We start from the raw sequence: 13,194 nt of genomic DNA on the forward strand, positions 1-13,194 counted from the left end.
ATGTGTTTCAAGTATTTGCAGAGCTTTGCGGTGGTGTAGGCTTATTTTTGCTTGGCATGACATTGATGACGCATGGGCTAAAAAATATTGCAGGCGAAACCTTAAAACATTTATTTACCCAATTTACCAATACTACGAGTAAAGCGGTATTGACAGGCATTGGCTTGACGATTTTGGTCAATTCATCCACTGCAACGACAGTTGCTACAGTGGGTTTTGTCAGTGCAGGGGTGATGACTTTTGCCCAAGCGATAGGTGTGGTTATTGGTGCAAATATTGGGACGACCAGTACAGGATGGCTGGTGGCATTTCTTGGTTTAAAATTTTCCATTTCAATGTTTGCACTGCCATTTATTGGTTTGGGTGCAATGCTGCATTTGATTGCTAAAGATCGCTTGAAACTGTTTGGGCTTATCTTGGCGGGCTTTGGTATGATTTTTTTTGGCATTGCGATTTTACAAGAGGCCATGACGGGGTTTTCAAATCGAGTTGATCTTTCATTTTTAAGTGCAGATGGATTTTGGGCAAAGGTACTGCTCGTTGCCATTGGTATCGTCATGAGCTTGATTTTACAGTCTTCAAGTGCTTCGATCACAGCCACTTTAGCTGCTTTAGCTAGTGGCGCCATTGATGTATCACAGTCTTTGTATTTGGTGATTGGACAAAATGTTGGTGCAGTGGGGATCACAGTGTTGTCTGCCATTGGTGCATCCATCAATGCGCAACGTACGGTTTTGGTCAATGTGATGTTCAATGTTGTGGCTGCACTGGTCGCTTTTTTATTTTTAGCACCTGCTTTGTTGTGGTTATATCAGCATGTGTCTTGGCTGAGTCGTTGGGACAGTTTAGTCATTGTGGCGTTATTTCACACTTTGTTTAGTGTGCTTGGTGCATTGATTTTTATACCGATATTGAAAAAAATTGAGCAATGGGTGATTGTGTTATTATCTGAAGATTCACCAAGTATTTTAAATTGTTTGGATACTGCAAATTTACAAATACCGATCGTTGCTATTGAAGCCGCAGAAACAGTACAGCATCATATTTTATTTGAAATATTTAAGACCTTACACAACGTATTTCGTGATGGTATTTTACCGAGTCCCAGTGAGCTTAAACTTTTAGATGAAATCATTTTACAATTAGAACGTTATTTAGAAAAAATTACCATCACCGATAATCCTGAGTTACAACAGCATTTTCTCGTTATTTTAAGAGTCATGGTGTATGTGAGAGTTCTGCGTAGCGATTTAGCACAGATTGAGAATGCACTTATTCTGCGAATGCATCCCGCAATTTTACAATTAGCATTGGATTATTCACACATTTTAGACAGCTATATTGAAGATATTGCCCATTTAAGTGAGCATCAACAAGTTGAAAAATTGCGTACAGAATTGAACAGTTTGAAGAAATGGGCAAGTAAACATCGTGCACAGATTCGCAGTGAAGTGTTGGAATATACGGTGTTAAATCAGCTAAATGCTGCAAAAAGTTTAGAATTACTGGCAGCTCAGCGTTGGATCGAACGTCTGATTGCTCATACTTATCGTTTTTCTAATGTTTTATATGAAGGCTAAAAAACAGAACAATGAGAATATAGAGTCTAGGGTCTTAGCCTTTGTTTGCTATTGATTTCAGAATTTCATCCATTTAAATCATAAATTGATAAATACAAAAATGTGATAACTAAACGTAGTTAAGTTATTTTTCAATTGAAAGTAGAGGGGCTAGCATAATGCTTAGTCCTTGCTTTTCCTGAAAAATATATGAGTAAATCATCTAAACCATTAATTATTACTGCGATTGTTATTGTGGCAATTGTGGCATTTATTTATCTCCAAAAAAATAAAAATGTCACGCCTGAAGCTGCAAGTACTTCTACGCAAAAGTCTGATTCAGCTGTGGTTATTGCTTATCAAACGGGGGTAGATCCTAGTAAAGTTGCACAAGCAAATGGTGAGTATGAAAAAGAGAGTCAACAGGCAATTACGTGGAAAAAGTTTGATACGGGTGCAGATGTTGTGAATGCTTTAGCATCAGGCGATGTTGATATTGGTAATATTGGCACGAGCCCATTTGCTGCGGCTGCTAGTCGTAATTTACCTATTGATGTATTTTTCATTGCAGCAAAATTAGGGGCTTCAGAAGCTTTAATTGTTCGCAATCAAGCGAACATTCAAAAACCACAAGACCTTATCAATAAAACCATCGCAGTGCCTTTTGTTTCGACTGCGCATTACAGTTTATTGTCAGCGCTTAAACATTGGAATATTGCAGAATCACAAGTGAAAATCATTAACTTACGTCCACCTGAGATTTCAGCAGCGTGGGAACGTGGTGACATTGATGCTGCTTATGTTTGGGAGCCTGCATTAAGCAAAGCAAAAAGTACGGGTCACGTGTTGACGGATTCTAAACAAGTCGGTGAATGGGGCGCCCCAACGTATGATGTTTGGGTGGTACGTAAAGAATTTGCAGAAAAAAATCCTCAATTTTTAAAAGCTTTTGTACAAACGTCTCTAAAGCAAATCGACCGCTATAATCAAGCACCAGAAAAATTTCAACAAGATGCCGAAAATATTAAGAAAATTTCTTCATTAACAGGTTCAGATCCAAAAGACATTGCTTTGTTATTGTCAGGTAATATTTATCTGAATCAGCAACAACAAGCACAACGCTTGCAACAGGAATTTGCCAAAAATATTTTTGATACAGCTACATTCTTAAAAGCACAAGGCAAAGTAGATCAAGTTAAACAAAGTTATCAGGACAATATTAACCCTAAATTTGTGCAGCCTTGAGGAGTAAGCCATGTCTGTTTTAAAAGCTGAAAACATTACATTGCATTATGCAAATCAAGATGTTGCTGTACTAAAAAATATTAATTTAGACGTTCCTGAGTCATCTTTAACGGTGGTTTTGGGCGAGTCGGGGTGTGGTAAAACCACCTTACTCAATATTTTGGCAGGTTTTCAGCAGGTTGACGCGGGTGTGGTGAAAATTGATGATGAAATATTGACACAGCCCGATGCACGCCGTGCCGTTGTTTTTCAGGAACATGCTTTATTGCCATGGCTAAATGTGTCTGAGAATGTGGCTTTTTCACTGAAATTAAAAGGTCTAAAAGACTCAGAAATTACAGAGCAAGTTGATGCAATTTTGACAACAGTGGGTTTAGCGCATGTTGCAGAGGTGAATATTTGGCAATTATCGGGGGGAATGAAACAGCGTGTCGGCATTGCCCGTGCATTGATCAGCCATGCACCGTTTATTTTACTTGATGAACCATTTGCAGCGTTGGATGCGTTTACCCGTGAGAACATGCAAGAGTTGGTGTTGAATTTGTGGATTCAGAAAAATAAAGGCTTTTTCTTAATCACGCATGATATTGAAGAGGCTTTATTGCTGAGTCATCAATTGGTGTTGATGACAGCCCGACCAGGAACCATTGTGGAAATGTTGCATTTAGATTTTGCACAGCGCTATCGTCAAGGAGAATCTATTCGTTCAATTAAATCCGATCCATATTTTATTCAACTACGTGAGCAATTATTTGAACGTTTAAAAGATCAGAAATTACATGCTTTGGAGCTTTAAATGAATAGTCAAATTCAGAAAATTGCTCAAAAATCGTTAGACGATACTACAGCAATTCAGGAGCATAGCACAGCATCAACACAGATTAAATTTCCAAAGTTTATGACGAAAAATTTAAGTCTTTTGATGAGTTTGGGCAGTATTAGTACGATTATTCTGCTGTGGTTCGGGATCAGCGCATTGCATTTAGTCCCTGAGCTCTTTTTACCTTCGCCAAGCGCAGTGTGGCAAAAGTTTGTGATTGTAAGCCAAGAAGGGTTTATGAAAGCCACGCTTTGGCAACATTTGGCAGAAAGTATTAGTCGAGTATTGACTGCATTGATTGCTGCGATCGTAATTGGTGTGCCTGTTGGATTATGGATGGGTTTAAATAAATGGGTACGTGCAGTGCTTGATCCTTTGGTTGAATTATTACGTCCAATTCCGCCGTTGGCATATTTACCTTTATTGGTCATTTGGTTTGGCATTGGTGAAACAACCAAAGTTTTATTGATTTTCTTTTCAATTTTAGCGCCCGTCATTATCAGTTCTGCACATGGGGTCTTGAGCCATCAAAAAAACCGTGAACGAGCAGCGCTTTCTTTGGGTGCAACACACTTGCAAGTATTGAAGTATGTGATTCTACCGACGGCTTTGCCACATATTTTAACAGGAATACGCATCGGTCTTGGGGTGGGATGGTCAACCTTAGTCGCGGCTGAGTTGGTTGCTGCAGATCGTGGTATTGGTTTTATGGTGCAGTCTGCAGCGCAGTTTTTAATTACCGATACAGTGGTACTCGGTATCATTGTGATTGCTATGGTTGCAGTGAGTTTTGAATTATTTTTACGTTGGCTGCAAAAGCAATTAGCGCCTTGGTACGGTCAACAATTATAGAAGATGCATCATGACATTACATATTCAGCCTATTCAAGCCAATATTGGCGCAGTTATTGAAAATGTGGATTTAAATTTGACCGATCCACAAATCTTGTCAGAGATACATGCAGCTTTATTGCAATATCAAGTGATTTTCTTTAGGAATCAACGGTTACAAGCACAGCAACAGGTCAAACTTGCGAAGTCTTTTGGTCAATTACACATTCATCCAATTTATCCATCGATGAAAGATGCACCTGAGGTGATTATTTTAGATAGTCATGAAACAGATCTGCGAGACAATGAACTGTGGCATACCGATGTGACATTTAGTCATACGCCACCGCTAGGTTGTGTATTGCAAGCCATTAAAATTCCTGAAGTGGGTGGTGATACCTTATGGACGAGTGGTACGGCAGCTTTTAAAGCACTACCTGAAGCACTACAACAAAAGTTACGTGGTTTAACTGCAATACATGATATCCGTAAATCATTTCCATTAGAGCGTTTTGGTACGACACCTGAATCACGTGAAAAACTTGAAGCGTCTTTTCGGAACAACCCACCCGTCATTCATCCTGTAATTCGTAGTCATCCTGAAACAGGTGAAGATATTTTATTTATCAATGAAGGTTTTACGACACGAATCAATGAATTGTCTGAAACAGAAAGTGAGACATTATTAGACTTTTTATTTGACCACGCTGTGAAGACAGATTTCCATTTGCGTTGGAAATGGCAACAGGGCGATGTAGCGATTTGGGATAATCGTTGTACACAACATAAAGCATTGTTTGATTATGGCGATGCACATCGGATTATGCATCGTGCAACGATCAATGGGACAGTACCGTATTATCAACAAGCAAGTTAATTTCTTATGGATTATCGGGGCAGTAAATCTTGATTTTAGAGACTCGATTTATTGTCCTTATTGTAAGACTATAAGAGGACAGAGATCATGTCTTATGATTTTTTTAAATAAAATAAATTATTGATTCATAATATAAATAAAATAAACTCTGATAGATTAGTTGAGATTAAATTTATTAAAAATATATAATTGAATATTTTTTAGAGCCTACTATAAGCCTAGTTAATATTAAATTGAGATTTTACTAGATAGTGAAAGTGCGTATTTTTTTAAGTTGTTGTTATGTTTTAAAATCAATAGCTCCGAAGATGCCGCTGCATGGTCGTTACCCTGAACCCGATGAGTTCAAGGTGGACACGACGCGTACTTAATGGGTTTCCCACTCGAAGATGGGCATACACTCAAAATACACAGAACGCATCCGTAAGTTTAAGTATCGGCAGGGGAATAGACGTACTGGCGAACATCCCAGAGTTATACTAAGTATACATATTCTCAGTGAGCAGGCAAATGCCCATCCATATGAAAATGAGCAATTTTATGATCTATAGGAGTTAACTGCACAAACAAAGTTCAATTTATACTGTCTTTTCAACGTCTTTTAGAATCTCTTCTAGCAAACGTTCGCAATGTGTATATTCTTGTAAGGACTTGTTCATGCTTAATACTTCTTGCATGAGTTCCAAAGCCACCATGATCATCAGTTTGTTATGTTCCATGTTGGGCGCTTTACGGCGAAATTCTTGAAATTTTTCATTCAATAAATTACCGGCACGTTCTAACTCTGCTTTTTTTTCAGCAGTCGTGCTTAAACGAAAAATTTGTTCAATTAAACGTAATTCAACAACAACAACCTCAGACATGATTAAACTTCCTCATTGGTTTCAGATGGATGAGCAAGTTGTTGAATTTCTTGCGCATGATGATCTTGTTCAGTGCCTAAAATCGCTAAACGTTGAATAATGGCTTCAACTTTAGATTTGGCATGATCATTTTTCTGAATTAAACGTTCACGCTCATTTAACAAGTCTTTGATTTCTTGTTGCGAATGACGTTGTTCTGTCTGTAATTTTTCTTTGACTAGACGTAACTCGTTGCGTTCAGCCAAAATTTCTTGAAAGCGTGTTTTAAGGTCGGTGCAGCTTTTTTCTAAACGTCCATAACGTTCAGCTAACGAGGTTGCATCGGTATTGAGCTGATTAAACTGTTTTTGCAAAGCAGTGAGTTGTTCGTTCAAGCTTTCAATTTCATCTTGCTTTTGGGTGATAATGCCATTTTTCTGCAAGATCTGAGTATGTGCTTGTTCCTCACTGTGATCTTTCTCTTTTAACAGTGCTACATTTTCTTTCTCAGTCGTTTCGATACGTGTTTTTAAAACACCAATATGCGTTTGTAGACGCTGTAATTGTTCTAGCATAACGGGTCGCACAGATTTGCAATCAAAGGTAATATATACAGAAGTATAGAGATTGGATAAACGAATGCAAGACGATATTTCAGGTTGGTCAGATTGGGATCAAAATTTTGGTCAAATTGAAGAAATTTCAAGTCCAAGTGAGTTACATGGCTTACTCACGGGTATAGTTTGTGTTACCGAAGCACCATCTCGTGATGAATGGTTACAAATTTTATCGAGCATTGATGTACCAAAAGTCAACGAAGATGCATTGGCGATTTTAGCTGAAGAAGCAGAAGACATTGCACATGCCTTGTCTGAAGATGAATTGGACTATTTACCGTTATTGCCTGATGACGAACATCCTTTGGTAGAACGTGTACAAGCACTTGCTGATTGGTGTGCGGGTGTGGTTCTAGGTTTTGGTTTGGCTTCAGGTCATATTCGTTCTGACGAGCAAGAGTTGATTGAAAGTTTACAAGATGTCGCTTCGGTTGAATTTGACGAATCTGACAATGATGAAGAAGGTGAAGAAAGCTACTTAGAACTCTATGAGTTTGTACGTTTAATTCCCGTATCATTGTCAATGGGACGTAAGAAAATTCCTGTGCTAGAAAGTTCTTTGTTGCAAAATTTTCATAACAAAATGAAACCTATCATTGAGGCATCAGACAGTGGTAACGTGGTAGAGGTTTTTACACCGCACCGCCCAAGCTGAAATCTAAAACAAGACTTTTTGAATGAAGATTGTTTCTGATATTTGAAAGGTCTTGGAATTTTTTTAACTTAATTTTCATCCATCTAACAATAAGCTGAATCAATAATGAAATTAACCCAAGCCGATTTTCAAGAACGTCGTGACCGCCTTGCAGCACAAATGGGTCCTAACAGTATTGCGATTATTGCAACCAGTCCTGAAGTGATGCGCAATCGTGATGCAGACTATAAGTTTCGTGCAGACAGTAGTTTTTTCTATTTAACAGGCTTTGCTGAACCTGAAGCGGTTGCGGTCATTGAAACAGATGCGAGCTGTGAAGATTACACTTATAGTCTGTTCTGTCGTGAACGTGATCGTGAGATGGAAATTTGGAATGGTTATCGCGCAGGCATAGATGGCGCTGTGGATGATTATGATGCAGATGAAGCTTATGCGATTGATTTATTAGATGAAGAAATCATCGAAAAATTACTCAACAAAGACAAATTATTTTATCGCATCGGACAACGTGCTGAGTTTGATGCACGTGTGGCACAGTGGATTGCCAAAGCTACGGGTGAAACTCGCCGTGGAACGTCTGCACCTGCACAAATTGTGCAGTTAGATCGTATTGTAGATGAAATGCGTTTGCATAAATCAGCCGAAGAAATTCAGTTAATGCAAATCGCATCGAATATTAGTGCTGAAGCGCATACGCGTGCTATGCAAACGGTACAGCCTAATATGATGGAATATGCTTTAGAGGCTGAACTAAATTATATTTTTGGTAAAAATGGTTGTGTGCCGTCATATAACAGTATTGTAGGTGGGGGTGAAAATGGCTGTATTTTGCATTATGTGGAAAATAATAAACCGTTAAAAGATGGTGATTTGGTTCTCATTGATGCAGCGTGTGAGTACGAACTTTATGCTTCGGACATTACACGTACTTTCCCTGTCAATGGCAAGTTTAGCCCTGAACAAAAAGCACTTTATCAAGTGGTATTAGATGCACAAATTGCGGCGATTGATGCAGTACGGATCGGGAATTCTTATAAAGAACCACATAATATTGCGGTACAAATTCTTGTTCAAGGCTTGCTTGATTTAGGCATTATGCAAGGTGATCTTGACGAGATTATTGAAACTGAAAGCTATCGTCAATTTTATATGCATGGCACAGGGCATTGGCTTGGGATGGATGTGCATGATGTCGGTACATATAAGCATGGTGAAGATTGGCGTGTATATGCAGAAGGCATGGTGGTCACAGTTGAGCCGGGGTTGTATATTGCACCTGACGATGAGACTGTGGATGTGAAATGGCGTGGTATCGGCATTCGTATCGAAGATGATGTGGTAGCAACTTCAAATGGCCCGTTGGTTTTGACCAAAAATGTGGTGAAGTCTGTAGAAGATATTGAAGCATTGATGGCGAAGTCGAAGTAATTTTTAATGCTAGAGCCGATTTTAGGATCGGCTTTTTTGTACAAATAGGCTTCTAAAATCTTATTTTTAGAAATTATAAAACTTATTAAATACTTATAATTATGAAAACAAATATAGTAATTTTTATAGTCGTTATATCTATTTTTATTTTATCCTGCTCAAAAATAAAAAAAACCAAAACTCCAGGAGAAGGAGATATTGTTACTTGGAAAGTAGCAGAGGGTTCAGAATTAATTGTTCAGGCAAAATTAGGTACACAACTAAAATATTCAGATAAAGATAGAGAGTCACCATTTTACAGACCTAAAGAGGAAAAGTATCTTGGGCAATTCCAAATAAATTATCAACCCCCCAAACTTAAAAAAATAACTATATCAGAAGCAAGTAATTTACCAATTGATAAGGGTAATAAATTAAAGTTTAATCTAATGTTAAATGGTTCAACTGTACAAGCTTCAGGCTATGATTATACCGACAAAGAATTAGATCATTCTGAGCAAGTTAGAGTCATTGTTTCAAGTCAATCACTTAATTTTGATTTATCAGAAAAAACAGTGAACTATTTTGAGTCAATAATTAAAGATCCGAAAAATATACGTGATAACGAATACTCAGGTAAATATAAACTTGATTGTTATAGAAATATTGAAATAAATCAGCGTTATTGTTTTGGAAAATCAAGTAATAAGAACATTTCAGGAGTTTTATTTAGATTCACGGATCGGCATGAGGTTATAGCCCATTCATGGGAACCATTCTATGGTGCAATTGATATAGAATGGCAATTTGATCAACATAATATGCACCAGTGGAAAGAAATAGATCGAAATATCTGGCGTTTATTAGAAGCATGGAATATTTCACCTAAAGAATTAAACGACAATACAAAATATCAAGATAAATATAAAAAGGGAGATATGATTACTTGGCAGGTTTCACCCAAATTATTAATAAAAACGCAAGCAGGAGCACGCTTAGTCACAGACTATAAATATCCATCCAAAAAATATTTTTTAGGACAATTTCCAATATATTATGTTCCTAAGAAGCAAAAACTATTAAATACAGATCGAGTTTCAAATATTGCTGATAGTGAAAATCCTATGGAATTTAACTTGTTGTTGAATGGTCAAAAAGATGCTCAAATCCATGGGTTTTATAATAAAAATGTAGAAAACCAAGTCAAAGTATTAGTCCGAAATTTAAGTAATTTGGATCAAGATTCGCATTATATTAAAAATAAACGTACACCAAGGGATTGGAGTAATTATTTGCTTTCAAGTGGATATAGTAAAAATGAAAAACTATCAGAAATGTATGATCTTGAATGCTATACCCCAAATTATCCTGAATACTTATTACCAGCAGATCAATGTATTGGTCGATCAGTAAGCCCAGAAGACAATGAATTTATTTTAAAAATTTACGAGGATTTAGATCATAAAATTATTGTGAGCAGTACAATTAAAACAAAAAAATATGGTCATATTGCTATTGATTGGCGAGTTCCTGTCGAGTCCTTGAAAGACTGGAAGGAAATAGATGCAAATATTTGGAGGTTATTAAAAGCATGGAATGTGAAAGCAGGATTAATATGATGACTTTAATGGTTTACGATATAAAAATTACTGACCTTGATGTAATATGAAATTAATCATCATTATAAGTGTTCAGCATGCTGAATCGTATAGAGAAAGGGTCAAGACATGCAACAAGACGTCATTATTGTCGGTGGTGGAATGGTCGGGCTGAGTTTGGCACTCATGCTTGCAAAGTCAAATATCGCAGTGAAATTGCTTGAAGCCATTAAATATCCAAACTATGAAGATAGCAGTGTTGCTCCTTATCACTCAAGTTTTGATGCACGAAATACTGCATTATCTCGCCGTACCGTACAGATTTACCAAAAACTTGGACTTTGGGCGGCATTACAAGAACATGCAACTCCGATTTTAGAAGTCCATATCACTGAGCAAGGTAGTTTTGGTAAAGCACGTTTAAAAGCTGACGAAGAAAAAGTCGAAAGCTTTGGGCAAGTGATTGAAAATGCATGGTTAGGTCGTGTTTTATTATCGCAAGTGCGCCAACAACCTTTAATTGAGTTGATTGATGGTGTACAAGTCACTTCATTGACACAAGATCAAGACGAAGTCTATATCGAAGCCACACGTGGTGAAGCGTATATCCATTCTTTAAAAGCAAAACTGGTGATTGCTGCTGATGGTCGAGATTCATTCTGTCGTCAGGCTTTGGGCGTGGGTGTGGACGTACATGATTATGAGCAAGTTGCCATTGTGACAGCGGTACAAACATCTAAGCCGCACAATCAAGTCGGTTTTGAACGCTTTAGCCATTTAGGTCCTTTGGCATTATTACCATTACCTGGAGAATGTCGCCGTTCTGTGGTTTGGCCTGTGACCAAAGGTACAGAACATGAATGGCTGGGTGAGGAAAATGACCAACATTTTCTTGATGCTTTGCAAAAAACTTATGGTGATCGTGCTGGGAAATTTATCAAAACAGGCAAGCGCTTTAGTTTTCCATTGTCACAAGTCTTGGCACACAAACAAGCAGTTGGACGTGTGATTTTGATGGGAAATGCCGCACATACTATTCATCCTGTTGCAGGACAAGGTTTTAACTTGTGCATGCGTGATGCGGATGTGTTAGTACGTTATCTCAACCAACAAATTGCCAACGCTCAAGATTTAGGTGAGCCTGAAATGCTGAAAGCCTATGAGCAAGCCCGTTTAGCAGATCAAAAACGTGTAATTAAATTCTGTGATTCTGTGGTGCGTGGTTTTAGTAATCAAAATCCAGTCTTAAAAATTTTAAGAAATACGGGTTTAGTGGCATTTGATGTAATTCCAGGCATTAAACCGTTAGTTGCCAATTATGCGATGGGGTTAAAAGCATGAGTGAATTCAATCCTCAAGATTTGTTAGATGTGGTAATTATTGGTGGTGGTTTGGTTGGTGGTTTAACGGCTTTGTTGCTTGCAGAAGGTGGTGTTCAAGCCACGGTGTTAGATGCTGCACCAATTTTAGATGCTGAAAAAACATTAAGCACTGCCAATCCTCGTGTTTTAGCTTTAAGTCAAGCCACAATTCATTTGCTGAAAACGGTACAAGTTTGGGAAAAACTTGCACGCCAAATGCCTTATACAGGGATGCAAGTGTGGAATAAAAATGGCTATGGTGAAATTAATTTTGGGCAAGCGTCTAATCAATTTCCCTCTGAGCAAAATTGCTTAGGGTTTATGGTTGAGCCGAGTGTTTTAAACCTAGCCATTCAACAGACAATGCTTGAAAAAGTGAAAGATTATCGAACAAAAGTTCGAGTAACACGTGTTGAGCAGGGCGTAGGCTGTTGGATCATTCAATTGGCAGATGGCACAACATTAAAAACCAAATTGGTTATTGGTGCAGATGGTGCAAACTCGTTTGTACGAGAACAAGCTTTTATTGACCTTGATATTTTGGACTACAAGCAGGCAGGTTTAACCTGTGCTATTCGTACTACAGCACCACATCAATATGTCGCGCGTCAGATTTTCCATCCAACAGGACCTTTGGCATTTTTACCCATGGCGAGTTTAAAGCCTGAACAGGCTGAACACTGGGTTTCAATTGTGTGGACATTGCCTGATGATTATGCCGATGAATATGCAAGTTTAAATGATCAAGAATTTTGCCAATTGCTCACGCGTGAAAGTCATTACATGTTGGGCGAGGTTTTGGAATCCACGCCTCGTGCCAAATTTCCACTCAAAGCTCGTGCTGCACAGCGTTATGTGAAAAATGGTTTAGCATTAATTGGTGATGCTGCGCATGTGATCCATCCGCTTGCAGGGCAAGGTGTCAATATTGGTTGTTTAGATGCCGCCGTTTTGTGTGATGTGTTATTAAAAGACCGTGAACGTGGTGTTTGGGCACATGAACAAACCTTGAAGCGTTATGAACACCAACGTAAAGGACAAAATGATGCCATGATGCACGGCATGTCTGCGATTGGCTTCTTAGAAAGTGCTGAGCATTTTCCATTGGTATGGGCGAGAAATTTTGGCTTAAAACAAGTGGAAAATATCCCTGCATTAAAAGAACGCTTTATGGCACAAGCCAACGGTTTGGCAAACTTAAGCCATACACGTTATGCACTTTGAAACAAAAGTGATAATTTTTGGACAATCATTTAAAAAAAATGATGAATTTGAGTGAAAAAAATACGATTTTTGTGTATTTAGCACTAGGCGAATGCTTGAGAGATTGGTACATTTCTTCGTAATTAGAACCGACTTTGGTAAATGTATAGTCATTCATG

At 38.0% G+C, this 13,194-nt stretch carries 12 protein-coding genes and 1 other RNA gene; 10 read left to right on the top strand and 3 right to left on the bottom strand.

Going from position 1 to position 13,194, the window contains the following annotated elements; genetic code table 11:
• The first annotated feature begins 2 nt into the window (after positions 1–2).
• The 5 genes from HUV91_RS00690 to tauD all read left to right on the top strand — a co-directional run bounded on the left by HUV91_RS00690 (position 3) and on the right by tauD (position 5,332).
• A complete protein-coding gene (locus HUV91_RS00690; protein WP_174492201.1) occupies positions 3–1,580 on the top strand; it encodes a Na/Pi cotransporter family protein in 1,578 nt (525 codons plus the stop codon).
• A gap of 189 nt (positions 1,581–1,769) precedes the next feature.
• On the top strand, positions 1,770–2,804 hold the full coding sequence (tauA, locus tag HUV91_RS00695; RefSeq protein ID WP_174492202.1) for a taurine ABC transporter substrate-binding protein: 1,035 nt from the start codon (positions 1,770–1,772) through the stop codon (positions 2,802–2,804).
• Between the two features lie 10 nt (positions 2,805–2,814).
• Positions 2,815–3,600: a taurine ABC transporter ATP-binding protein gene (locus tag HUV91_RS00700; protein ID WP_174492203.1), complete on the top strand. Its 786-nt coding sequence runs from the start codon at positions 2,815–2,817 to the stop codon at positions 3,598–3,600.
• Positions 3,601–4,476 carry a taurine ABC transporter permease TauC gene (tauC, locus tag HUV91_RS00705; protein ID WP_130074940.1) on the top strand — a complete coding sequence of 292 codons (876 nt, stop codon included), beginning with the start codon at positions 3,601–3,603 and terminating at the stop codon, positions 4,474–4,476.
• A gap of 10 nt (positions 4,477–4,486) precedes the next feature.
• On the top strand, positions 4,487–5,332 hold the full coding sequence (gene tauD / locus HUV91_RS00710; RefSeq protein WP_174492204.1) for a taurine dioxygenase: 846 nt from the start codon (positions 4,487–4,489) through the stop codon (positions 5,330–5,332).
• Between the two features lie 295 nt (positions 5,333–5,627).
• Here the strand turns inward: tauD and ssrS are convergent.
• The 3 genes from ssrS to HUV91_RS00725 form a co-directional block, all read right to left on the bottom strand.
• A non-coding RNA gene (gene ssrS / locus HUV91_RS00715) (6S RNA) lies at positions 5,628–5,810 on the bottom strand.
• Between the two features lie 100 nt (positions 5,811–5,910).
• Positions 5,911–6,195, bottom strand: coding sequence for a cell division protein ZapA (locus HUV91_RS00720; protein ID WP_130074938.1), 285 nt, complete (start codon positions 6,193–6,195; stop codon positions 5,911–5,913).
• Positions 6,196–6,197: 2 nt separating this feature from the next.
• The gene (locus HUV91_RS00725; protein WP_130074937.1) at positions 6,198–6,749 is read right to left on the bottom strand and encodes a hypothetical protein; all 552 of its coding nucleotides are present in this window, start codon (positions 6,747–6,749) and stop codon (positions 6,198–6,200) included.
• Between the two features lie 64 nt (positions 6,750–6,813).
• On the opposite strand from HUV91_RS00725, the gene HUV91_RS00730 reads away from it, so the two are divergent.
• From HUV91_RS00730 to HUV91_RS00750, 5 genes are all read left to right on the top strand, one after another.
• Entirely contained in the window at positions 6,814–7,446 is a 633-nt protein-coding gene (locus tag HUV91_RS00730) for a UPF0149 family protein (protein WP_130074936.1), read from the top strand.
• A 105-nt stretch (positions 7,447–7,551) separates the two neighbouring features.
• Complete coding sequence (gene pepP, locus HUV91_RS00735; RefSeq protein WP_174492205.1) at positions 7,552–8,874, top strand: Xaa-Pro aminopeptidase; 1,323 nt, start codon at positions 7,552–7,554, stop codon at positions 8,872–8,874.
• A gap of 101 nt (positions 8,875–8,975) precedes the next feature.
• A complete protein-coding gene (locus tag HUV91_RS00740; protein WP_174492206.1) occupies positions 8,976–10,472 on the top strand; it encodes a hypothetical protein in 1,497 nt (498 codons plus the stop codon).
• A gap of 108 nt (positions 10,473–10,580) precedes the next feature.
• Complete coding sequence (gene ubiH / locus HUV91_RS00745) at positions 10,581–11,792, top strand: 2-octaprenyl-6-methoxyphenyl hydroxylase (protein WP_174492207.1); 1,212 nt, start codon at positions 10,581–10,583, stop codon at positions 11,790–11,792.
• Entirely contained in the window at positions 11,789–13,036 is a 1,248-nt protein-coding gene (locus HUV91_RS00750; protein WP_174492208.1) for an FAD-dependent monooxygenase, read from the top strand. The genes ubiH and HUV91_RS00750 overlap by 4 nt, the downstream gene beginning before the upstream one ends.
• The last annotated feature ends 158 nt before the right edge of the window (positions 13,037–13,194 follow it).

It is taken from the genome of Acinetobacter sp. Marseille-Q1623 (assembly GCF_902809895.1).
Classification (GTDB): domain Bacteria; phylum Pseudomonadota; class Gammaproteobacteria; order Pseudomonadales; family Moraxellaceae; genus Acinetobacter; species Acinetobacter piscicola_A.

Coding starts and splice junctions, on each gene's coding strand:
- tauC (WP_130074940.1), top strand. CDS start 3,601: ATGAATAGTCAAATTCAGAAAATTGCTCAAAAATCGTTAGACGATACT.
- tauA (WP_174492202.1), top strand. CDS start 1,770: ATGAGTAAATCATCTAAACCATTAATTATTACTGCGATTGTTATTGTG.
- pepP (WP_174492205.1), top strand. CDS start 7,552: ATGAAATTAACCCAAGCCGATTTTCAAGAACGTCGTGACCGCCTTGCA.
- HUV91_RS00725 (WP_130074937.1), bottom strand. CDS start 6,749: ATGCTAGAACAATTACAGCGTCTACAAACGCATATTGGTGTTTTAAAA.
- HUV91_RS00700 (WP_174492203.1), top strand. CDS start 2,815: ATGTCTGTTTTAAAAGCTGAAAACATTACATTGCATTATGCAAATCAA.
- HUV91_RS00740 (WP_174492206.1), top strand. CDS start 8,976: ATGAAAACAAATATAGTAATTTTTATAGTCGTTATATCTATTTTTATT.
- ubiH (WP_174492207.1), top strand. CDS start 10,581: ATGCAACAAGACGTCATTATTGTCGGTGGTGGAATGGTCGGGCTGAGT.
- HUV91_RS00720 (WP_130074938.1), bottom strand. CDS start 6,195: ATGTCTGAGGTTGTTGTTGTTGAATTACGTTTAATTGAACAAATTTTT.
- tauD (WP_174492204.1), top strand. CDS start 4,487: ATGACATTACATATTCAGCCTATTCAAGCCAATATTGGCGCAGTTATT.
- HUV91_RS00730 (WP_130074936.1), top strand. CDS start 6,814: ATGCAAGACGATATTTCAGGTTGGTCAGATTGGGATCAAAATTTTGGT.
- HUV91_RS00750 (WP_174492208.1), top strand. CDS start 11,789: ATGAGTGAATTCAATCCTCAAGATTTGTTAGATGTGGTAATTATTGGT.